This window comes from Stenotrophomonas sp. YJH_SMC_135 (genome assembly GCF_059372355.1).
This window is the reverse complement of sequence record NZ_JCAFVN010000009.1, coordinates 84,482-105,352: the sequence shown is the minus strand read 5'-3', so window position 1 is coordinate 105,352 and position 20,871 is coordinate 84,482. Positions and strand designations below refer to the sequence as shown.

The following is a 20,871-nucleotide window of genomic DNA, read 5'->3' as shown; positions in this document are numbered from 1 at the left end:
GAGCATGGCTCGGCTCCACAGGAGCGCGAAGGTGAACGACACGTTGTTGTAGAGCCGAGCCCACGCTCGGCTTGCGCACACAGCGCGGGCGTCATCGCAATCTGGTCGAAGAGCAGCCGAGCATGGCTCGGCTCTACAGGAGCGCGAAGGAGTGCGCGCAGTCTATGCCGGCGGCAGCACCTTGCCCGGGTTGAGGATGCCGTCCGGGTCCAGCGCGGCCTTGATCGCGCGCATCGTTGCCAGCGTTTCCGGGGTGAAGGCCTCCGCCATGAAATCGCGCTTGGCCAGGCCAATGCCGTGTTCGCCCGACAACGTGCCGCCCAATGCCAGCGTCAGCTCGAAGATCCTTGGCAGCGCGGCATGTGCGCGTGCGTTCTCGTCGGCATCGTCTGGGTGGTAGAGGATGTTGACGTGCAGGTTGCCGTTGCCGGCATGACCGAAGGTGACGATGGTCAGCGTGTAGTCGCGTGCCAGGGCCTGCACACCGGCCACCAGTTCCGGAATGCGCGACACCGGCACCACCACGTCTTCATTGATCTTGCCCGGCGCAACACTGCGCAGCGCGGGCGACAGCGCCTTGCGTGCGGCCCACAGTTGGTCGCGCGCGCGCCCTTCCATCGCCACGTCCAGTTCAATCATGCCGTCGCCTTCAGCGGCGCTGGCCAGCGCCTGCAGCAGATAGGGCAGGGTGTCGTGGTCACCATCGGCTTCCACCAGCAGCATCGCACCAGCCTCCGGAACATCGGCGCCATTGAGCCGCAGTAGCTCCAGGCTGCGCGCGTCCATGAACTCCAGGCGGGTGGGCACCACCGGCTGCGACATCAATCGCGATACGGCGGATGCGGCGGCATCGGCATCGCGGTACAGCACGCGCAGGCCGGCCTGGCTGACCGGCAGCGGGGTGAGCTTCAAGGTGGCTTCCACGATCAGTGCCAGCGTGCCCTCGCTGCCCACCAGCAGGTGGGTGAGGTCGTAGCCGGTGGCATCCTTGGTGTAGGCGCCGCCGCAGCGGATCACATCGCCGGTTCCGGTCACCGCCACCAGGCCCAGCACGTTGTCGCGGCTGGTGCCGTACTTCACCGCGCGCGGACCACCCGCATTGCAGGCCAGGTTGCCTCCGATGCTGCAGATCTCGGCGCTTGAGGGATCCGGTGCCCAGAACAGGCCATGCGGGGCCAGTGCCTGCTGCAGGGTGCCATTGAGAACGCCCGGCTGCACCACCGCGCAACGATCGCCGGCGCGGATCTCGACGATGCGATCCATGCGGGTGAACGACAGCACGATGCTGCCCGGCTGTGGGACGGCGGCGCCGGTAGTGCCGGTACCGGCACCGCGCGCGACCAGTGCCACGCCGTGCGCGCGGCAGGCGCGCACCAGCGCCTGCACCTGTTCGACGTCGGCGGGCAGCGCCACGGCTGCCGGACGCTGGCGGCGCCATGAATTGTCCTGCGCGTTGGCCTCCAGCGCGCTGTCATCCATGCGCCAGCCCTCCGCGCCCAGCAGGGTGGACAGTTCGGCGACCAGGGCAGCAGGCAGGGCAGGACTCATGACGGATCTCGAGAGGCAGCAGGAGCGGGTTGGATCAGTTTCCAGGCGACAACGGCGCCGGCCAGTGGCAGCCACACCCAGCGCAGTTCGGAGAGCAGGGTAGCCGCGCCGCGTGCGCTGAAGAACTGTGGGGCGAAGGGTGAAACGCGGATCGGTCGCCACGGCGCGAAGAAGCGGTGTTCGCTCCACGGCCAGGCCAGCGCGACGCCGAGGCCACCGGAGGTCATCGCATCCAGCAGTGGATGGCTGGCGGCGCAGACGAAGACGAATACAGCGGCTTGTACGGTCGATGCCACCGTTGGCCCTGCCTTGGTAGGTGCCAACCTTGGTTGGCACGAAACCGCCGACCAAGGTCGGCGACTACCGGGGCTGTGCTGCTCCGACCAAGGTCGGCGACTACCGGGGCTGTGTGGTGCCGACCAAGGTCGGCGACTACCAAAGAACGCCAACGCCAACGCCGCCGCCAATGCCGCCAGCACTCCGGCAAACAGCAGCGAATGGCTGGCACCGCGATGGCCGAAGGCATCCGCATAGGGAATGTGCAGCGCAAAGGCCAGTACATCGGCATCGGGCAGCATCGCGGCGATCACGCCTGCAACCAGCAGGCGCGGCGGGATGCGGCCGCGATCAGCGGCGCACCACAGCGCCAGCGGCACAGCAGCATGGGTGATGATCGAAGGCATCAGTCACACACCGTGGTCGTGCCGGCCTGGCTGCGCTCTGGCAGGTGCCAACCTTGGTTGGCACAGAAGCGCCGACCAAGGTCGGCCTCTACCAGAGCGGACGGTACCCATCAGCAGTCATCCAGCCGGAATGCATCACGCAGCCACCGCAGCTGCGGCGGCTCGCCGGTGGCGTCGACCACATCAAAACGGCAGGGTGCATTGGCCAGCGCCGGGTTGTCCTGCAGGTACAGCTGCGCGGCGTGCGCCAGGCGTCGGCACTTGCGCACATCCACCGAAGCGGCACCGCCACCGAAATCCGATCGCGCGCGATAGCGCACTTCCACGAACACCACGGTGCCGGCATCGTCCATCACCAGGTCCAGTTCACCGCCGCGATAGCGCACGTTGCGCGCACGCGGCTGCAGTCCGGCCTGCTGCAGATGCTGCTCGGCGGCGGCCTCCACCGCCGAGCCACGTTGGCTGCGCTCAGCGACCACCGACGATCGGCATCGGCCGGCCGCCATTGAAGGTGGACCATGCCGGCTGGCGCAGGATGTTGCCGTTGCTGTCCAGGAACAGGGTGCCGGTGGCACCGTCCAGGCCGCCTTCGTTGGACAGCTTGTCCAGATAGGCGGTGATCTTCCAGGCATCGGCGCCGAACGCGAACAGGCGGCCGGCTGCACCGCGTGCGCTGGGCAGGGTGCTGGCGACCTGGCTGGCCGAGGGCAGGCCGGACACGCTGCGCACGTTCCAGGCTTCATTCGGGTAGACGATGCCGTCCAGCGCCACGTCTTCTTCCACCTTGCCGCTGCCGATGGTCAGCTGCGAGGTGCCGACGCGGGTGGCGCCACCGGCACCGGCCAGCGCCAGCTGCGGCGCCAGCAGGCGGGCCTGCGGTGCACGCACGGCGAGGAACACCGCGTCGACCTGGCCGGCATTGCGCACCTGCGCGCCGACATCGCCAACGGCATCGCTGACGTTGAAGGTGGCCACCACCTGCCCACCGCGCTGTGCGAAGCGCTGCGCGAAGGCGGCGGCGGAACGGCGGCCGGTGTCGTCATTGCTGCTGATCACCAGTGCGCGGTTGCGTTCGCGGCCACGCAGGTATTCGGCGGCGACGATGCCGTCGTCTTCCGGTGCCAGCGAGAAACCGGCGCTGCCGGCCGGCGGTGCGTCCTTGCCACGGTTCAGGGCCAGCACCGGCACCTGCAGCTGCTGGCGGCCGTACACGGCGTCCACTTCGTCGCGGCCCAGCGGTCCGACCACGAAGTCGGCACCGGAGGCGACCGCCTTGTCATAGGCGGCGAGGGCACCGGCCGGGGTGCCCGCGGTGTCGAAGAAGTTGATGTCCGGGCGGCGGCGGCTTTCACCGTAGTAGGCGCTCAACAGGCCATCGCGCACCGGCTGCGCGGCGGTGGCCAGGCGGCCGCTGAGCGGCAGCAGCACGGCCAGCTTGGCCGGCGGGCGGTAACCGTCGCTCATCGCCGGCGGGCGCTTGCTGGTGTCGAACTGGGCCGCGCCATCGCGGTCGAACGGGCGCGGCAGCGGCAGGCCGCGCGCGATCAGCGCACGGCCGGCGAAGTTGTACAGCGGGTCGTTGGCCGGCAGCGCGGCGGCACGGCTGCGCAGGGTGGCGTCGTCGAGGGTGCCGAGCAGGCCGGCGATGGCGGCCTGGTTCTCGCTGCGCGCGCTGCCGGTCAGGCCGGCATGGGCACGGGCGCGCTCGTTGGCGGCACCGAAGGCATCGCCGGTGCCCTGCAGGGCCTGGGCGCGGGCCAGCAGCCAGCGGGTGCGCAGGCCGACCGCAACACTGTCGGCATGATCCTTCAGCAGCGCCAGCGCCTGCGCAGGCTGCTTGTCGGCCAGCGCCAGCTCGGCACCGGTCAGCTGGTAGCGCTGCAGGCTGGCGCCGGACAGCTGGCGGGCGGTGAGCTGGCCCAGCAGGCTGCGCGCGCGGGCACTGTCGCCGGCCAGGTGCCAGGCCCAGGCCGCGTCGGCCAGTGCGTTGCTGCGGGCGCCGCCACGCAGCGTGGCGGCCAGGCCTTCCAGCTGCAGTGCGGCGTCGCGCGGCTTGCCCTGTTCGATCAGCGCCAGCGCCTGGCCCTGGGCCGGCGAATCGGGGGTGCTGGTCAGGCTGGTGGTGGCACAACCGGCCAGCAGCATCAGCGACAACGACAGGGCGGAGAACCGTGCGGCGGGCTTGTTCATGATCGGGTCCATGCGATGAGGGCAGCGGCCTTGGCCGGGTACACGCTACGATTCTACCCTTGCCCCGTGAGTACCGCTGAAATGAGTGTCCCAACCCTGTACGTCGTCGCCACCCCGATCGGCAACCTGGCCGATCTGAGCCCGCGCGCGCAGGAGGTGCTGCGTTCGGTGGCGGCCATCTGTGCCGAGGACACCCGCCGCAGTGGCCAGCTGCTGTCCCATTTCGGCATCCAGCAACCACTGGTGGCCCTGCACGAACACAATGAAGAGGCCCTGGCGCAGCGCCTGGTCTCGCGCCTGCAGGCCGGCGAGTCGCTGGCGCTGGTCAGCGATGCCGGTACCCCGCTGGTCAGTGACCCCGGGTTCCGCCTGGTGCGTGCCGCGCGCGCGGCGGGCATCAAGGTCAGCCCGGTACCCGGTGCCTGTGCCGCCATCGCCGCGCTGAGCGTGGCCGGCCTGCCCAGCGACCGTTTCAGTTTCGAGGGCTTCCTGCCGGCCAAGGCCAGCGGCCGCCGCGACCGCCTGCAGGCGCTGGCCGGCGAAGTGCGCACGATGGTGTTCTACGAATCGTCGCACCGCATCGCCGAATCGCTGGCCGACATGGCGGCGATCTTCGGTGGCGAACGCCCGGCGGTGCTGGCCCGCGAGCTGACCAAGCTGTTCGAGACCGTGCTCGATGGTGACCTGGCGGGCCTGCTGGCCAAGGTCGAGGCCGACGACAACCAGCGCAAGGGCGAGTTCGTGGTGATGGTGCAGGGCGCGGGTGATGACGAACAAGCGCAGCTGGCACATGGCCGCCGCGTCTACGCGAAGCTGAGCGAGCACCTGCCACCGTCCACCGCCGCCAAACTGGCCGCGGAACTGACCGGCGCGCCGCGCAAGGCGTTGTACGGTAGTTGATGGATTGCTGCAGCCACGCATGGCGTGGCGCTACTGCAGTAGATCCACGCCATGCGTGGATGGATGAACCGGACGCCGCGATCAGCACGGCAGGAAGGACCTGCGTACGCTAGAATATGCGCTGGCGGAGCCGGCCAGACAGTCGCGTCATCCCTTCGGGGGTGCCGAGGAAAGTCCGGGCTCCATAGGGCAAGGTGCCAGGTAACGCCTGGGCGGCGCAAGCCGACGGAAAGTGCAACAGAAAGATACCGCCTACGTCTTCTTCGGAAGGCCGGTAAGGGTGAAATGGTGCGGTAAGAGCGCACCGCGAGTCTGGCAACAGACCGGCACGGCAAACCCCACCTGGAGCAAGACCAAATAGGGATCCTTTGGCGCGGCCCGCGTTGGATCCGGGTAGGTTGCTTGAGCGTTGCGGTGACGTAACGCCTAGAGGAATGACTGTCCACGACAGAACCCGGCTTATCGGCCGGCTCCGCCTCCTTCTTCTTCCACGCATGGCGTGGAGCTACCGTGATTGCGGGGTCGGATCCCTTTCCGGAGGAAAGGGATCCGACCCCATGCTGTCCTCAGCCCGGCGTGCGGTACTGCCCGGCGGAAATGAACTGCGAGAAGCGCTCGCACCACACCACCACCGTGGTGTAGTCGTCCACGTCCACGTTCGCGGGCACATCCACCAGGAAGCGGTTGAAGGTCTTCACCTCGCCGATGCGCTGGGCCTGCGCCTTGATCTTCAGGAAGTCGGCCTTGTTGTCGACGAAGTCGCGGACCAGGTAGACCTTGTAGTCCGGGCCCGGTCCCATCTTGCCGTCGAAGGCAACCTGGGTGGCGCTGACGCTGACCTTGCCTTCGGCCCAGTGCACCGCGTCGCTGCCTTTGAGGTCGCGACGGAAGGTGGTGCGATAGGTGGCGTCGTTCATCGCGGCCTGCACCTGCGTGACCGGCGGGTCATCGGGGGCGATCAGGATCGGCAGCAGATAGATGCCCAGGCCGAAGCCCAGGCCGAGAGCAAGCAGGTGGGTGGCGAACAGGATGAGAATGCGACGCATGGGGCCTCCTTGAGGGTTGTGGTCGATTGCGCGGCGCGATGCCGGGCGCGACCACCCTGGGAGGTCAGGGGCGACATTTATAGACACAGTGTCGATTGCGAAAAGGGCACAGTCGGCTGGCTGTGATGCTGAAACCGCTGTGGCGCGGACGGATCGCGGTCGCGGCTGGAAGCTGAATGACGTTTCAGGCCCGCTGCGATGACGACTGCCGTCGCGTGGATCGCGACAGCACGCTGCGGGTAGTGCCGGCCGCTGGCCGGCAACTTCATGCTGCATCCGAAGATCCAGAGGTTGCCGGCCAGCGGCCGGCACTACCCCCCCCCGCCAAGAGCATCCGGCCAAGGGCCGTCATGACCGGGTCAGAAAATGACGTGGCTCTGGCCGCTGGGAGCGCCCTGCGGGCCGAAGCGGCGTTCGTGGATCTCGCCATGGCCGTCGGCGTCGATCAGCAGCACGGTGCTGGCGCGGGTGCCGTAGTCATCGCCACGGATGAAGGCCGGGCTCAGCCAGCGCTCGCGTTCCAGGCCGATGCCGGTGTCGGGCAGGTCGCTGTCGGCAGGGCGGTGTTCGTCGGCCAGAGCATTCCAGAGCGGGGTCAGGTCCGGGGTCAGATCCCTTTCGCCGTGCGAAAGGGATCTGACCCCGTCCTTTTGCAGCCAGGCTTCAAGGGCCGCCATCAGCCGCCGGGTCTTCGGCCAGGGCGTGTCCAGCGCGCCGTTGGACATGCCGTGCACGCCCGGGCCGAGGGTCTGCCGTTCGGCGGGATGGTTGCCGAGGTACTCCAGGCTGTCGCTATCGGCCAGCAACAGATTGAACGGGGCATAGGCGCCAGCCACGGTCGCCAATCGGTCGATATGCACAGCGGCCGGGTCGCGGCCGCGCAGGAAGTCGGCCACCAGCGCGCCCCGCGACGGGCCGGTCTGGGCCGCCAGCGGGTCGCGGACGTTGGTGACCACCGCCATCCGGCCCGAGGCGCCAACCCCGGCCCAGCCACCGCCGGAGCGCAGATCGCGCCCGCCGATGACGGACGTCTCATCCTGCCAGGGGGCCAGCGCCGCCGTCGGGCGGGCGTGGAACTCATCACGGTTGCCGGTCATCACCAGCCGCCAGCGCGGGTGGTGCATCCAGCCAAGAGCGAGCAGGCACATGGCCTCATTGTGCACGGTTTGCGCAGTCCGGCGCCGTTTCCGGCCCGTTCCGGATGAATGCGCGGCCGATGTTTCACGCCCTCTCCACGCCCCTGAACTTCCGTTCAATCTCAAAAATTGAGACGGATCAGCAACTTGTGGATAAGCCTTGAACAATTGTCTAAAGGTTGTTGCAAGCCATTGATGCGGCTGGCGATTTCCCCGCTGAAAAGTTGTTGACAACCCTCGGCCCGCTGCTAAGGTGGGCATCAGAGGGAAATCCGGGTGTTTTGTGGGTTTTCGTGGTTCAATGTTTCACCGGGCGAAGGACAAGGTGCAGGCGTCGTGTTCCAGGGCGAGACGGCCATCACAGTTGACGACAAAGGGCGCATGGCGGTTCCCACCGCTTACCGCGACCTCGTCGCGCGCGCCAGCAACAACCGTCTCGTGCTGACCTACAACCCGTTCGAAGCCGGCTGCCTGTGGCTGTATGCAGAGTCGGAATGGGAGCGGGTCCGCGACGATGTGATGTCCAAGCCCAACACCCAGCGCGTCGTGCGCCTGTTGCAGCAGAAGCTGGTCGGCTCGGCCGCCCATCTGGAACTGGACGGCAACGGTCGCATCAGCATCCCCGCCAGCCACCGCGGTGCGGTGGGCATTGAGAAGAAGGCGGTATTGCTCGGTATGGGCGACAAGTTCGAATTGTGGAGCGAGCAGGCGCATCGGGCCCTGATCCAGCAGACGTTGTCTGACGAGGATCTGGGTGATGGGTTGCTCGACCTGAAGTTGTGAGCCGGGGTGCCCGGATGCGCCCAGAAGCGCAGGCCGGTCACCTTCCGGTGTCGCAGTCGCCGGCGGTGCACCTGCCGGTCCTGTACACCCAGGTCCTTGAAGGCCTGAGGGTGATCGAAAACGGACGTTATCTGGATGGCACGTTCGGTCGTGGCGGTCATGCGCGTGGCGTGCTCACCCAGCTCGGTCCCGAGGGGCGCCTGCTGGTCATGGACAAGGATCCGGAAGCCATCGCCGTTGCCGAGCGCGATTTCGCGCCGGACCCGCGCGTGTCCATTTTCCGGGGCAGCTTCGCCCAGCTGCTGCAGTGGAACGCGACGGCCGAAGGCCTGGACGGCGTGCTGTTCGACCTCGGCGTGTCGTCGCCGCAGCTGGACGTGGCCGAACGTGGCTTCAGCTTCGGCAAGGACGGCCCGCTGGACATGCGCATGGATCCGGACAGCGGTGAAAGCGCCGCGCAGTGGATCAACCGCGTCGAAGAGCGCGAGATCGCTGATGTGCTGTGGACCTACGGCGAAGAGCGCCAGAGCCGGCGCATCGCCCGCGCCATCTTGGCCCGCCGCGAGAAGCAGCCGTTCTCCCGCACCGCCGAACTGGCCGAGCTGATCGCCTCGGTGATGCCGCGTGGGAAGGACAAGATTCACCCGGCCACGCGCAGCTTCCAGGCCATCCGCATCCACATCAACCGCGAGCTGGCCGATCTGGAAGCCGGGCTCGATGCGGCGGTGGAACGGCTCAAGCCCGGTGGCCGCCTGGCGGTGATCAGCTTCCACTCGCTGGAAGACCGCATCGTCAAGCAGTACATGAACCGCCTGGCCAAGGCGCCGCCGGCCAACCGCCGACTGCCCGAGGCGGTTGCGTTCGTGCCGACGCTGGACCTGATCGGCGGCGCCATCAAGGCCACCGACGAAGAGCTGGCCGCCAACCCGCGTGCCCGCAGCGCCGTGCTGCGCGTGGCACAGAAGCGGGGGGCCGATGCATGAGCCGGCTGCTGCTGATCATCCTGCTGGCCTGCACCGTCGCCTCGGCGATCGGCGTGGTGTTCGTGCGCCACCGCCACCGGCAGACCTTCATCGAGCTGTCGCGTGCCGAGCGCAAGCGCGATGACATCAACCTTGAGTTCGGCCGCCTGCAGCTGGAACAGGCCACCCTGGCCGAAGCCAACCGCGTGGACCGCATTGCCCGCGAGAAGCTGGGCATGAAGTTCCCCGAGGCCGCTGACATCGTGGTGGTGCGCCCATGAGCAAGACCGGCCGCAACCGCCCGCGCAACGCCTTCAACCTGCGCCAGCGCCTGCGCTGGGTCGCCCTTGCGCTCGGCCTGTGCTCGGTGTCGCTGGTCGGCCGCGCGGCCTACGTGCAGATCATCAACAGCGATTTCTACCAGCGCCAGGGCGAGGCCCGCTACCTGCGCGAGCTGCCGATCAAGACTTCGCGCGGCATGATCACCGACCGCAACGGCGAGCCGCTGGCGGTGTCCACGCCGGTCGCCTCGATCTGGGTCAACCCGCAGGACCTGCTGCGTTCGCCCGAACGCATCCCGGAGCTGGCCCAGGCGGTCGGCATGTCGGTGGATGAGCTGAGCAGTCGCCTGTCGCAGAAGTCGGACAAGGAATTCATGTACCTGCGCCGCCGGATCAATCCGGACGAGGCAGAGAAGGTGGTCGCGCTGAAGATTCCGGGCGTGGCCGCACAGCGCGAGTTCCGCCGCTTCTACCCGCAGGGTGAGGCGATGGCGCACGTGCTGGGCTTCACCAACATCGACGACCGCGGCCAGGAAGGCCTGGAGCTGGCGTTCGACGAATGGCTGCGCGGCAAGCCGGGTGCGAAGCGGGTGATCCGCAACCGCAAGGGCGAGACCGTCGAAAGCGATCTGCTGCGCGCCGCCGAGCCGGGCAAGGACCTGACCCTCAGCATCGACCGCCGCATCCAGTACCTGGCCTTCAAGGAACTGCGCAACGCGCTGGTGGCCAACAAGGCGGCCGGCGGTTCGATGGTGATCATGGACGTGACCACCGGCGAGATCCTGGCCATGGTCAACCTGCCGACCTACAACCCGAACTCGCTGACCGGCGCGATCCCCGATACGCGCCGCAACCGCGCGGTGACCGACCTGGTCGAGCCGGGTTCGACGATGAAGCCGCTGACCATCGCCACCGCGCTGCAGGCCGGTGCGGTGACCAAGGACACCATCATCGACACCAACCCGGGCTACATGACCCTGGGCCGCTTCACCATCCGCGACGTGCCGCGCAACAACGGTGTGCTCAACGTGACCGGCGTGATCACCCGCAGTTCGAACGTGGGTGCGGCCAAGGTTGCGGCGAAGATGCCGGACCAGACCTTCTACGACGGCGTGCGCCGCTTCGGCTATGGCTCGGCGCCGCACAGTGGTTTCCCGGGTGAATCGGCCGGCGTGGTGATGCGTCCGGCACGCTGGTCGGGTACCACCAAGACCACCATGTCCTATGGCTATGGCCTGTCGGTCACGCCGCTGCAGATTGCCACCGCGTACTCGGCGCTGGCCAACGGCGGGCGCCTGATCGCGCCGACCTTCGTCAAGGGCCAGCGCAATGAAGGCCAGCAGATCATCGACGAGAACGTCGCCCGGCAGGTGGTAGCGATGATGGAAACGGTGGTCACCCAGGGCGGCGCCAAGCAGGCGGCGGTGCTGGGTTACCGCGTGGCCGGCAAGACCGGCACCGCGCGCAAGGCCGGCCCGGGCGGTTATGAGCGCGGCCATTACAACGCGCTGTTCGCCGGCGTGGTGCCGGCCACCAACCCGCGTTTCGCTACCGTCATCGTCATCAACGACCCGCAGGCCGGCAAGTTCTACGGCGGCCTGGTGTCGGCGCCGGTCTACCACAACGTGATGGAAGGCACCCTGCGCCTGATGGACGTGCCGCTGGACGACCTGCAGTCGTGGCTGGCCGCACAGCAGTCGGGCAAGGTCGGCCATTCGGCCTCGATCCTGCCTGCGCCGCCGGCCGAGACCGCGCTGCCGGTCGATGCCGCCGCTGAATTCGACGCTGCGCTGCCAAGCGCGCAAGCCCAGACGCCGCCCGCTACGGGAGGCACGCAATGAGTCCTTCGATGTTGCTTTCGCAGTTGCTTCCGGACGTGGCCCTGGCGGGTCATGATCCCGTTCTGACCGGCCTGGTGCTGGACAGCCGTGCCGTGCGCCCCGGTAACGCCTTCGTCGCCATCGCCGGTTTCGGCGCGCATGGCCTGGGCTTTGTCGAGCAGGCGCGCGCTGCCGGTGCCAGTGCCATCCTGTTCGAACCGCCGGCACCGGCCGATCTGCCGGCCCCGGCTGATGCGATCGCCGTGCCGGGCCTGCGCGCGCGCATGGGCGCGATGGCCGACCAGTTCCATGGCGCGCCATCGCGGGCGATGGCGATGGTCGGCGTGACCGGCACCAACGGCAAGACCTCCACCGTGCAGCTGCTGGCCCAGGCCTGGCATCTGCTCGGAACGCCCAGTGGCAGTATCGGCACGCTGGGTGCCGGACTTTATGGTGCGGTCGAGCCGACCGGCTTCACCACGCCGCTGGTGCTGCAGATGCATGCGCTTCTGGCGCAGCTGCGCGACGCCGGTGCGCGCGCGGTGGCGATGGAAGTCAGCTCGCATGCGCTGGACCAGGGCCGCGTGGACGCCGTGCACTACGACGTGGCGGTGTTCACCAACCTCACCCGCGACCATCTGGACTACCACGGCGACATGGCCAGCTACGGCGCGGCCAAGGCGCGGCTGTTCCATCGCCCGGGCCTGAAGGCCGCGGTGATCAATCTGGACGATGCCTTCGGCCGGCAGCTGTTCGCGGGCCTGCCGGCCGGCGTGCAGGCGATCGGGCTGAGCTCGCGAGGTGCCATCGACGCCAGCGTGCGCGCCGAGGCGCTGCAGCTGGATGGGCGTGGCATTGCCTTCGAGCTGGTCATCGACGGCCAGCGCGCGGCGGTGCAGTCGCCGCTGCTGGGCCGCTTCAACGTGGACAACCTGCTGGCCGTGGCCGGTACCCTGCATGCGCAGGGCCAGCCGCTGCCGCGTATTGCCGAGGTGCTGTCGGCGCTGCAGCCGATCCGCGGCCGCATGAACCGCCTGGGCGGTGAAGACGGCCTGCCGACGGTGGTGGTCGACTACGCGCACACCCCGGATGCGCTGGAACAGGCGCTGGACAGCCTCCACGGGCACCTGCAGGGCACGCTGTTCTGCGTGTTCGGCTGCGGCGGCGAGCGCGACACCGGCAAGCGCCCGCAGATGGCGGCGATTGCCGAGCGCCTGGCCAACCAGGTCATCGTCACCGACGACAACCCGCGCGGCGAAGATGGCGATGTGATCGTGGCTGACATCCTGGCCGGCTTCCAGAACGCCGATGCCGTGACCGTGCAGCGCAGTCGCGCGCGTGCGATCGGCCTGGCGGTGAGGCGTGCCGGTGCAGGCGACATCATCCTGATCGCCGGCAAGGGTCACGAGCCGTACCAGGAAGTGAATGGCGTGCGCCATGACTTCGACGACACCGAAGTGGCCGCCGCCGCACTGGCGGCCAAGGCTGGTGTGCTCAGCGCGCAGGCCGGGGAGGGCGCCGCATGAAGCGCACCCTGCTTTCGCTGATCGCACACTGGGCCGGCGGCGAGATCCACGGCGACGACGTGGCCATCGATGCGGTCAGCAATGACACCCGCAATCTCGGTCCGGGCAGTCTGTATGTGGCGCTGCGCGGCGAGCGGTTCGACGGCCATGACTTCGCGGCCGACGCGCAGGCGCGCGGTGCCAGTGCGCTGCTGGTCGAGCGCCTGCTGCCGGTCGAACTGCCGCAGGTGCTGGTGGCCGACAGCGAACTGGCGCTGGCGAAGATCGCCACCGGCATGCAGCGTGACCGTGGCACCGAGGTGTTCGCGATCACCGGCAGCAATGGCAAGACCAGCGTGAAGAGCCTGCTGCTGTCGATCCTGCAGCAGGTGGCCCAGCACGCGCACAAGGTGGTCTACGCCAACCCGGGCAACCGCAACAACGAGATCGGCCTGCCGCTGGCGGTGATCGATGCGCCGGAAGATGCCGACTACGCCGTCTACGAGATGGGCGCCGGCAAGCCGGGCGACATCGCCTACCTGACCGACGTCGCCCGCCCGCGTTATGCGCTGGTCAACAACATCGCCCCGGCGCACCTGGAACGCATGGGCAGCCTGCTCGGCGTGGCGGTGACCAAGGGCGCGATCTACGCCGCGCTGCCGGCCGATGGCGTGGCGGTGATCAACGCCGACGATGCCTATGGCCGCTGGTTCGAACAGCATTTCATCAGCACCCCGGCGCGTTGCCGCGTGCTGCGCTATGGCCTGGAACACTCGGCGGACGTGACCGCGCGCGATATCCGCGCCGGTGCGCAGGGCAGCCAGTTCACTCTGGTCGCACCGGCCGGCGAAGCCCGCGTGGTGCTGGGCCTGCCGGGTCGCCACAACGTCAGCAATGCGCTGGCCGCCGCCAGTCTGGCGCTGGCCGCCGGTGTCGATCTGGCGCTGATTGCCGCCGGTCTGGCCGAAGCGCAGCCGGTGCCGGGTCGCCAGATCGCCCATCAGCTGCGCAATGGCGCGGTGCTGGTGGATGACAGCTACAACGCCAACCCCGGGTCGCTGGCCGCGGCCATCGATGCCCTGGCCGCGGCGCCGGAAGAGGGCTGGCTGGTGCTGGGCGACATGCGCGAGCTGGGCCCGGACGCGGAAGCGCTGCATGCGCAGGCCGGCCTCCGCGCACGTGCTGCCGGCCTGAAGCGCCTGTATGCACTGGGCCCGCTCAGCGCCGCTGCCGCCTCCGCCTTCGGCGAAGGCGGCCGCCATTTCGCCACCCACGACGCGCTGTCGCAGGCGCTGAAGGACGAGCTGCACGCCGGCGTGCGCTGCCTGGTCAAGGGTTCCCGTGGCAGCGCCATGGACACGATTGTCAAAGCGCTGCTGGCGCAAGGAGAGGAATCCCCGCATGTTGTATGAACTGGCTCGATGGTTGCAGCAGTTGGAGAGCCTGTTCGGGCTGTTCAACTACCAGACGTTCCGCGCCATCCTTGCCGCGCTGACGGCCCTGTTCCTGTCGCTGTGGCTGGGCCCGGCGATGATCCGCAAGCTTGCCCAGTTCAAGGGCGGCCAGCCGATCCGCAAGGACGGTCCGCAGACCCATTTCTCCAAGGCCGGCACGCCGACCATGGGCGGTTCGCTGATCCTGCTCACCATCACCCTGTCGGTGCTGATGTGGGCCGACCTGCGCAACCGCTACGTGTGGCTGGTGCTGGCGGTGATGCTGTGCTTCGGCGCCATCGGCTGGTATGACGACTGGATCAAGATCGTCCGCCGTGACCCGAACGGCCTGAAGTCGCGCTGGAAGTACCTGCTGCAGTCGATCTTCGGCCTGGCTGCGGGCCTGTTCCTGTTCTACACGGCCGACGTGCCGGCAGCGCTGACCTTCTACATCCCGATGTTCAAGTCGGTCGCGCTGCCGCTGGCCGGCATCGGCTTCGTGGCCATCGCCTACTTCTGGATCGTCGGTTTCTCCAACGCGGTGAACCTGACCGACGGCCTGGACGGCCTGGCGATCATGCCGACCGTGCTGGTGGCCTGCGCGCTGGGCGTGTTCGCCTACGCCTCGGGCAACGTGGTGTTCGCCAACTACCTGCAGATCCCGCAGATCCCGGGCGCCGGCGAGCTGGTCATCATCTGTGCGGCCATCGCCGGCGCGGGCCTGGGCTTCCTCTGGTTCAACACCTACCCGGCCATGGTCTTCATGGGCGACATCGGCGCACTGGCACTGGGTGCGGTGCTGGGCACGATCGCGGTGATCACCCGCCAGGAGCTGGTGCTGGTGATCATGGGCGGCGTGTTCGTCATCGAAACGCTGTCGGTGATGATCCAGGTCGCCTCGTTCAAGCTGACTGGCAAGCGCGTGTTCCGCATGGCGCCGATCCACCACCATTTCGAACTGAAGGGCTGGCCGGAGCCGCGCGTGATCGTGCGTTTCTGGATCATCTCCGTCGTGCTCGTGCTGATCGGCCTGGCCACGTTGAAGGTGCGCTGAGATGAACGACCTGTCCCGCCAGGCAACACGCCTTGAAGCCATCGAGGGCAGCTACGACAAGTGGCTGCTGGGCGCGATCATCGCGCTCACCGGTGTCGGCGTGGTGATGGTGGCCTCCAGCTCGATCGCGCTGATGAGCAGCCCGTTCTATTACCTCAACCGCCACCTGATCTTCCTGGCGGTGGGTATCGTGCTGGCGGTCATTGCCGCCCGCACCGAGCTGAAGTCGATCGAGCAGTACAACCAGATGCTGCTGCTGGGCTGCTTCGTACTGCTGCTGGCGGTGTTCGCACCGGGACTGGGCAGCACGGTCAACGGTGCGCGCCGCTGGATCAACCTGGGCATTTCCAAGTTCCAGACGGTCGAAGCGGTGAAAGTGCTCTACATCGTCTGGCTGTCGAGCTACCTGGTGCGTTTCCGCGACGAGGTCAATGCGACCTGGCCGGCAATGCTCAAGCCGCTGGGCGTGGCCGGTGCGCTGGTGGTGCTGCTGCTGCTGCAGCCGGACTTCGGTTCCTCGACCCTGCTGCTGGCGATCACCGCCGGCATGCTGGTGCTGGGCGGGGTGAACATGCCGCGCATGTCGATGCCGGTGATCATCGGCCTGGTCGGCATGAGCGCGCTGGCGATCATCGAGCCGTACCGCATGCGCCGCATCACCTCCTTCCTGGACCCGTGGGCCGACCAGCAGGGCGACGGCTACCAGCTGTCCAACGCGCTGATGGCGGTGGGCCGTGGTGAATGGACCGGCGTCGGCCTGGGCAACTCCGTGCAGAAGCTGTACTACCTGCCCGAAGCGCACACCGACTTCATCTTCTCGGTCACCGCCGAGGAATTCGGTTTCCTGGGTACCTGCGTGATCGTGGCGCTGTATGCGCTGCTGGTCGGCCGCACCTTCTGGCTGGGCATGCGCTGCGTGGAAATGAAGCGCCACTTCTCCGGCTACATCGCCTTCGGCATCGGCCTGTGGATCAGCATGCAGACCTTCGTCTCGATCGGCGTGAACCTGGGCATCCTGCCGACCAAGGGCCTGACCCTGCCGCTGATCTCCTCCGGCGGTTCGTCGGTGCTGATGACCTGCGTGGCGATGGGCCTGCTGCTGCGCGTGTCGTATGAACTCAAGCGCGCCGAGCGCCGCCAGGCCGTGCGCATCGGTGGCGCCGAAGACGCCGCGGCCGAACCGATGGACAAGCCCGCCGCAGCGGTGGACGCCAGCGTGCCGATGCGTGCCGAGCCGGTCGCACCCGCGTCCGCTGCAGCGAGCGCCGCACGTGGCACCAGCCGCCTGCAGTCGCGCATCGAACCGACCTTCGGGAGGCTGTCATGAGTGCAGCCACCGAGAGTGGGCGCCCGGTGATGATCCTGGCCGGAGGCACCGGCGGTCACATCTTCCCCGGCCTGGCCGTGGCCCGCGTGCTGCGCCAGCGCGGCGTGCCGGTGACCTGGATGGGCGCCGACGGTGCGATGGAAACCCGCCTGGTGCCGCAGCACGACATCGCCATCGATACGCTGGCCATCACTGGCCTGCGCGGCAAGGGCAAGCTGGCCCTGCTGGCGGCGCCGTGGCGGCTGATGCGCGCGCTGCGCGCGGCCGGGCTCATCATCCGCCAGCGCCAGCCGCGCGCGGTGGTCGCCTTCGGTGGCTTTGCCTCCGGCCCCGGTGGCATGGCCACGCGCCTGCATGGCCTGCCGCTGATCGTGCATGAGCAGAACCGTGCGCCGGGCCTGACCAACCGCATCCTGTCGCGTTATGCGCGTCGCCTGCTGACCGGTTTCCCGGGCACCTTCGCCAAGGGCGAGGAGTTCGTCGGTAACCCGGTGCGCGCGGAAATCGCTGCCATCGCGCCGCCGGAACAGCGCTTCGCCGACCGGCAGGGCCCGCTGCGGGTGCTGGTGGTGGGCGGCAGCCAGGGCGCGCGTGCCCTCAATACCGGCGTGCCGCAGGCGATTGCCGCGCTGGGCGCCGGCCTGCCGGTGCAGGTGCGCCACCAGAGCGGCGAGAAGATGCATGCCGAAGCGGTGGAGGCTTACGCCAAGGCCGGTGTGCAGGCGGAAATCACGCCGTTCATCGCCGACATGGCCGAAGCCTTTGCCTGGGCTGACCTGGTTGTCTGCCGCGCCGGCGCGTCCACGCTGGCCGAGCTGTGCGCGGTCGGTGTCGGCAGCGTGCTGGTGCCATTCCCCGCTGCCGTCGACGATCACCAGACCCGCAACGCGGAGTACCTGGTCGAGCGCGGCGCGGCGGTGTTGCTGAAGCAGGACGGAACGCTGGCCGACGGCATTGCCGCACTGCTGCGCGATCTGTCCGAAAATCCCGCCCGCCGCATGCAGATGGCGCAAGCCGCGCGTGCCCTGGCCAAGGTCGATGCCGCCGAGCGCATCGCCGATATCATTCTCGAGGAAGCTGTATGAAGAAGGCATGCCACCGCGCCTGCCCTGCGCGAGGCCGCGCATGATCCGCCGCCTGCACGACACCAACGACCTGGTGCGCGCGTTCCCGCGCGTGCATTTCGTCGGCATCGGCGGCACCGGCATGAGCGGTATCGCCGAAGTGATGCTGACGCTGGGCTATGAAGTGTCCGGCTCGGACAACGCCGACAACGTGGCGACCCGCCGCCTGGCCAGCCTGGGGGCGCGCATCATGCGCGGCCACTCCGCGGCCAACGTGCTGGGCACCGACTGCGTGGTGGTCTCCAGTGCCATCCGCGAAGACAACCCGGAACTGATGGAAGCACGCAGCCAGCGCATTCCGATCATGCCGCGTGCGGCGATGCTGGCCGAGCTGATGCGCTTCCGCCGCGGCATCGCCGTGGCCGGTACCCATGGCAAGACCACCACCACCAGCCTGACCGCTGCGGTGCTGAGCGAAGGTGGCCTGGACCCGACGTTCGTGATCGGTGGCCAGCTGCTGGCCGCCGGTGCCAACGCCAAGCTGGGTGGCGGGCAGTGGCTGGTGGCCGAGGCCGATGAAAGCGATGGCAGCTTCCTGCGCCTGAACCCGCTGATGTCGATCATCACGAACATCGATGCCGACCACCTGGAAAACTACGGCAACGATTTCGCCCGCGTGCAGGCGGCGTTTGCCGAGTTCCTGCAGCGCCTGCCGTTCTACGGCCTGGCGGTACTGTGCATCGATGATCCGGAAGTCGCCGCGCTGGCCGCCAGGACCCCGCGCCACGTGATGAGCTACGGCATGAGCCCGCAGGCCGACGTGCGCGCCGAGAACGTGGTGCAGGAAGGGTCGCGCATGCGCTTCACCCTGCGCCTGCCGCAGGGCACCAGCCAGGAAGTGGTGCTGGCGCTGCCGGGCAGGCACAACGTGCTCAACGCGCTGGCCGCCGCTGCGGTGGGCTGGCAGCTGGGCGTGGCCCCGGACGCGATCGCACGCGCGCTGGAGGGCTTCGCCGGTGTCGGCCGTCGCTTCAACGATCTGGGCGAGGTGACCACCGCCAGTGGCGCCAAGGTCCGCATCATCGACGACTATGGCCATCACCCCAGCGAGCTGGAGGCAGTGTTCGCCGCCGCTCGTGGTGGCTGGGCCGACAAGCGCCTGGTGGTTGCCTTCCAGCCGCACCGCTACAGCCGTACCCGCGACCAGTTCGACAAGTTCGCCGCCGTGCTGTCGAGCGTTGATGCGCTGGTGCTGAGCGAGGTCTACCCGGCCGGTGAAGAACCGATTGCCGGCGCCGACTCGCACGCGCTGGCCCGTGCCATCCGTGCGCGTGGCCGCAGTGAGCCGGTGGTGGTGGGCAAGGCCGCCGAGCTGGCCAGCGTGCTGCCGGACGTGCTGCAGGACGGTGACCTGCTGCTGATGATGGGCGCCGGCGACATCGGTGCCGTGGCCACCCATATCGCGGTGGAAGGTTTCAAGGGGGAGGGCCAGGCGTGAGCACGCTGACCTTCCCGCCGCTGCGCGTGACCGACTCGGCCGAGTTCGGCCGCGTCGCCGTGCTGCTGGGCGGCAGTTCCAGCGAACGCGAGGTGTCGCTGGATTCGGGCCGCAACGTGCTCGAAGCCCTGCAGTCGCGTGGCGTCGATGCGTTCGCGGTGGACGGCATTCCGGCGCTCGCCAGCGCGCTCGCCGCCGGTGGCATCGATCGCGTCTTCAACATCCTGCACGGCCACAACGGTGGCGGTGAGGACGGCATCGTGCAGGGCCTGATGGACGCCTTCGGCGTGCCGTACACCGGCTCGAACGTGCTGGGTTCGGCGCTGAGCATGGACAAGATCCGTACCAAGCAGGTGTGGCTGTCGCTGGGCCTGCCGACCCCGCAGTACCGCAAGGTCACTGCCGAGGACGTGCACGCCAATGCCGCCGAACTCGGCCTGCCGGTGGTGGTGAAGCCGGCCAACGAAGGTTCCAGCGTGGGCATCAGCCGGGTCACCGATGACGCCGGGCTGGATGAAGCGGTGGCCCTGGCCGCGCGCTACGACGGCCAGCTGCTGATGGAGCAGATGGTGGTCGGCGACGAATTGACCGTGGCCATCCTTGGCGACGTCGCACTGCCGTCGATCCGCATCGTGCCCAAGGGCCAGTGGTACGACTACAACGCCAAGTACATCGCCGAGGACACCCAGTACCTGTGCCCGGGCCTGGACGGTGGCGACGAAGAGGACATCCGGCGCATCGCGCTGGCCGCGTTCCGTGCCGCCGGGTGCCGTGGCTGGGGCCGCGTGGACGTGATGCGCGATCGCGACAGCGGCCGTTTCTTCCTGCTGGAAGTGAACACCGCGCCGGGCATGACCAGCCATTCGCTGGTGCCCAAGGCGGCCCGCCAGGCCGGCATCGGTTTCGAGGAACTGGTGTGGCGCGTGCTGGAACAGACCCTGGAGGCCTCGCACGCATGAACGCGGTGCTGCGCATCTTCGTCTGGCTGTTGGCGCTGTCGGTGGTTGCACTGCCGGTGGTGGCCGTGGTCAATGGCTGGGTCGGCGCCGAGCGCTGGCCACTGGCGAAGCTGCGCGTGCATGGTGAGTTCAAGCGGGTGCCGGCCGAACAGCTGCAGCAGGTGCTGCTGCCGTATGCGCGCGCCGGTTTCTTCGCGGTCAAGCTGCAGGACGCGCAGGACGCCCTGGAGAAGCTGCCGTGGGTGGAAAGCGCGCAGGTCCGCAAGCAGTGGCCGGACGTGCTGGAAGTGACCCTGGTCGAGCACAAGCCGTTCGCCCGCTGGGGTACCGACCGCCTGGTGTCCGAGCAGGGCAAGCTGTTCCCCACGCCGAAGAAGCTGTCCGACCTGGCGCTGCCGGAGCTGGATGGCCCGGACAGCCAGACCGCGGAAGTGATGAAGCTGTACAGCGACTCGCGTGCATTGTTCGCACCGGCCGGCGTCGATGTGCGCCGGGTGACGATGGACGCACGCGGCAGCTGGTCGCTGGTGCTGAGCAACGGCACCGAAGTGGTGGTCGGCCGCGACGACGCGCGCTCGCGCATGCAGCGCTTCGTCAAGGTACTGCCGCAGCTCAACCGCCAGGACGCGCCGATCGAGCGCGCCGACCTCCGTTACACCAATGGTTTCACGCTGAGCTGGGG

General features: G+C 68.4%; 18 protein-coding genes, 1 other RNA gene and 1 pseudogene. 14 read left to right on the top strand and 6 right to left on the bottom strand.

Going from position 1 to position 20,871, the window contains the following annotated elements; genetic code table 11:
* Positions 1–162 precede the first annotated feature (162 nt).
* The 4 genes from AC5P98_RS20790 to AC5P98_RS20775 all read right to left on the bottom strand — a co-directional run bounded on the left by AC5P98_RS20790 (position 163) and on the right by AC5P98_RS20775 (position 4,421).
* Positions 163–1,548 (bottom strand): FAD-binding oxidoreductase, encoded by a 1,386-nt coding sequence (locus tag AC5P98_RS20790; RefSeq protein WP_049406655.1) that lies wholly within the window; start codon positions 1,546–1,548, stop codon positions 163–165.
* A complete protein-coding gene (locus AC5P98_RS20785) occupies positions 1,545–2,231 on the bottom strand; it encodes a metal-dependent hydrolase (RefSeq protein WP_049419226.1) in 687 nt (228 codons plus the stop codon). Before AC5P98_RS20785 ends, AC5P98_RS20790 begins: the two co-directional genes overlap by 4 nt.
* A 110-nt stretch (positions 2,232–2,341) precedes the next feature.
* Positions 2,342–2,710 (bottom strand): YraN family protein, encoded by a 369-nt coding sequence (locus tag AC5P98_RS20780; RefSeq protein ID WP_024957270.1) that lies wholly within the window; start codon positions 2,708–2,710, stop codon positions 2,342–2,344.
* Complete coding sequence (locus tag AC5P98_RS20775) at positions 2,700–4,421, bottom strand: penicillin-binding protein activator (protein ID WP_049405819.1); 1,722 nt, start codon at positions 4,419–4,421, stop codon at positions 2,700–2,702. Before AC5P98_RS20775 ends, AC5P98_RS20780 begins: the two co-directional genes overlap by 11 nt.
* Before the next feature lie 81 nt (positions 4,422–4,502).
* On the opposite strand from AC5P98_RS20775, the gene rsmI reads away from it, so the two are divergent.
* Positions 4,503–5,321 carry a 16S rRNA (cytidine(1402)-2'-O)-methyltransferase gene (gene rsmI, locus AC5P98_RS20770; protein WP_014645933.1) on the top strand — a complete coding sequence of 273 codons (819 nt, stop codon included), beginning with the start codon at positions 4,503–4,505 and terminating at the stop codon, positions 5,319–5,321.
* Positions 5,322–5,447: 126 nt separating this feature from the next.
* An RNA gene (gene rnpB, locus AC5P98_RS20765) (RNase P RNA component class A) lies at positions 5,448–5,799 on the top strand.
* Positions 5,800–5,887: 88 nt separating this feature from the next.
* On the opposite strand, the gene AC5P98_RS20760 is transcribed toward rnpB, so the two are convergent.
* Positions 5,888–6,367, bottom strand: a complete 480-nt coding sequence (locus AC5P98_RS20760; protein WP_049405822.1) for a DM13 domain-containing protein — start codon at positions 6,365–6,367, stop codon at positions 5,888–5,890.
* A 359-nt stretch (positions 6,368–6,726) separates the two neighbouring features.
* Positions 6,727–7,515, bottom strand: coding sequence for an NRDE family protein (locus AC5P98_RS20755; RefSeq protein WP_049419225.1), 789 nt, complete (start codon positions 7,513–7,515; stop codon positions 6,727–6,729).
* A 324-nt stretch (positions 7,516–7,839) separates the two neighbouring features.
* Between AC5P98_RS20755 and mraZ the strand changes: the two genes are divergently transcribed.
* The 12 genes and pseudogenes from mraZ to AC5P98_RS20695 form a co-directional block, all read left to right on the top strand.
* Positions 7,840–8,286 (top strand): division/cell wall cluster transcriptional repressor MraZ, encoded by a 447-nt coding sequence (mraZ, locus tag AC5P98_RS20750; protein ID WP_004143635.1) that lies wholly within the window; start codon positions 7,840–7,842, stop codon positions 8,284–8,286.
* Positions 8,287–8,300: 14 nt separating this feature from the next.
* On the top strand, positions 8,301–9,269 hold the full coding sequence (gene rsmH / locus AC5P98_RS20745) for a 16S rRNA (cytosine(1402)-N(4))-methyltransferase RsmH (protein WP_049406058.1): 969 nt from the start codon (positions 8,301–8,303) through the stop codon (positions 9,267–9,269).
* Entirely contained in the window at positions 9,266–9,529 is a 264-nt protein-coding gene (ftsL, locus tag AC5P98_RS20740) for a cell division protein FtsL (protein WP_005415286.1), read from the top strand. Before rsmH ends, ftsL begins: the two co-directional genes overlap by 4 nt.
* Positions 9,526–11,370, top strand: coding sequence for a peptidoglycan D,D-transpeptidase FtsI family protein (locus tag AC5P98_RS20735; RefSeq protein ID WP_049406060.1), 1,845 nt, complete (start codon positions 9,526–9,528; stop codon positions 11,368–11,370). Before ftsL ends, AC5P98_RS20735 begins: the two co-directional genes overlap by 4 nt.
* A complete protein-coding gene (locus AC5P98_RS20730) occupies positions 11,367–12,875 on the top strand; it encodes a UDP-N-acetylmuramoyl-L-alanyl-D-glutamate--2,6-diaminopimelate ligase (RefSeq protein WP_049406062.1) in 1,509 nt (502 codons plus the stop codon). The genes AC5P98_RS20735 and AC5P98_RS20730 overlap by 4 nt, the downstream gene beginning before the upstream one ends.
* Positions 12,872–14,266 (top strand): UDP-N-acetylmuramoyl-tripeptide--D-alanyl-D-alanine ligase, encoded by a 1,395-nt coding sequence (locus tag AC5P98_RS20725; RefSeq protein WP_032956672.1) that lies wholly within the window; start codon positions 12,872–12,874, stop codon positions 14,264–14,266. Before AC5P98_RS20730 ends, AC5P98_RS20725 begins: the two co-directional genes overlap by 4 nt.
* On the top strand, positions 14,256–15,341 hold the full coding sequence (gene mraY / locus AC5P98_RS20720; protein ID WP_004154219.1) for a phospho-N-acetylmuramoyl-pentapeptide-transferase: 1,086 nt from the start codon (positions 14,256–14,258) through the stop codon (positions 15,339–15,341). Before AC5P98_RS20725 ends, mraY begins: the two co-directional genes overlap by 11 nt.
* Position 15,342: 1 nt before the next feature.
* Positions 15,343–16,668 (top strand): putative lipid II flippase FtsW, encoded by a 1,326-nt coding sequence (gene ftsW / locus AC5P98_RS20715; RefSeq protein WP_014645940.1) that lies wholly within the window; start codon positions 15,343–15,345, stop codon positions 16,666–16,668.
* Positions 16,665–17,753, top strand: coding sequence for an undecaprenyldiphospho-muramoylpentapeptide beta-N-acetylglucosaminyltransferase (gene murG / locus AC5P98_RS20710; RefSeq protein WP_049406067.1), 1,089 nt, complete (start codon positions 16,665–16,667; stop codon positions 17,751–17,753). Before ftsW ends, murG begins: the two co-directional genes overlap by 4 nt.
* A 40-nt stretch (positions 17,754–17,793) precedes the next feature.
* Positions 17,794–19,230 carry a UDP-N-acetylmuramate--L-alanine ligase gene (gene murC / locus AC5P98_RS20705; RefSeq protein WP_014645942.1) on the top strand — a complete coding sequence of 479 codons (1,437 nt, stop codon included), beginning with the start codon at positions 17,794–17,796 and terminating at the stop codon, positions 19,228–19,230.
* Positions 19,227–20,189, top strand: coding sequence for a D-alanine--D-alanine ligase (locus tag AC5P98_RS20700; protein ID WP_495230197.1), 963 nt, complete (start codon positions 19,227–19,229; stop codon positions 20,187–20,189). Before murC ends, AC5P98_RS20700 begins: the two co-directional genes overlap by 4 nt.
* Positions 20,186–20,863, top strand: a pseudogene (locus AC5P98_RS20695) (cell division protein FtsQ/DivIB); the annotation flags it as partial. The gene AC5P98_RS20700 and the pseudogene AC5P98_RS20695, both read left to right, overlap by 4 nt.
* Positions 20,864–20,871 lie beyond the last annotated feature (8 nt).

Excerpts from the sequence above, each read along its gene's own strand:
- AC5P98_RS20790 (WP_049406655.1), bottom strand. The coding sequence starts at position 1,548 with ATGAGTCCTGCCCTGCCTGCTGCCCTGGTCGCCGAACTGTCCACCCTG.
- AC5P98_RS20785 (WP_049419226.1), bottom strand. The coding sequence starts at position 2,231 with ATGCCTTCGATCATCACCCATGCTGCTGTGCCGCTGGCGCTGTGGTGC.
- AC5P98_RS20775 (WP_049405819.1), bottom strand. The coding sequence starts at position 4,421 with ATGAACAAGCCCGCCGCACGGTTCTCCGCCCTGTCGTTGTCGCTGATG.
- rsmI (WP_014645933.1), top strand. The coding sequence starts at position 4,503 with ATGAGTGTCCCAACCCTGTACGTCGTCGCCACCCCGATCGGCAACCTG.
- AC5P98_RS20760 (WP_049405822.1), bottom strand. The coding sequence starts at position 6,367 with ATGCGTCGCATTCTCATCCTGTTCGCCACCCACCTGCTTGCTCTCGGC.
- AC5P98_RS20755 (WP_049419225.1), bottom strand. The coding sequence starts at position 7,515 with ATGTGCCTGCTCGCTCTTGGCTGGATGCACCACCCGCGCTGGCGGCTG.
- rsmH (WP_049406058.1), top strand. The coding sequence starts at position 8,301 with ATGCGCCCAGAAGCGCAGGCCGGTCACCTTCCGGTGTCGCAGTCGCCG.
- ftsL (WP_005415286.1), top strand. The coding sequence starts at position 9,266 with ATGAGCCGGCTGCTGCTGATCATCCTGCTGGCCTGCACCGTCGCCTCG.
- AC5P98_RS20735 (WP_049406060.1), top strand. The coding sequence starts at position 9,526 with ATGAGCAAGACCGGCCGCAACCGCCCGCGCAACGCCTTCAACCTGCGC.
- AC5P98_RS20730 (WP_049406062.1), top strand. The coding sequence starts at position 11,367 with ATGAGTCCTTCGATGTTGCTTTCGCAGTTGCTTCCGGACGTGGCCCTG.
- AC5P98_RS20725 (WP_032956672.1), top strand. The coding sequence starts at position 12,872 with ATGAAGCGCACCCTGCTTTCGCTGATCGCACACTGGGCCGGCGGCGAG.
- mraY (WP_004154219.1), top strand. The coding sequence starts at position 14,256 with ATGTTGTATGAACTGGCTCGATGGTTGCAGCAGTTGGAGAGCCTGTTC.
- ftsW (WP_014645940.1), top strand. The coding sequence starts at position 15,343 with ATGAACGACCTGTCCCGCCAGGCAACACGCCTTGAAGCCATCGAGGGC.
- murG (WP_049406067.1), top strand. The coding sequence starts at position 16,665 with ATGAGTGCAGCCACCGAGAGTGGGCGCCCGGTGATGATCCTGGCCGGA.
- murC (WP_014645942.1), top strand. The coding sequence starts at position 17,794 with ATGATCCGCCGCCTGCACGACACCAACGACCTGGTGCGCGCGTTCCCG.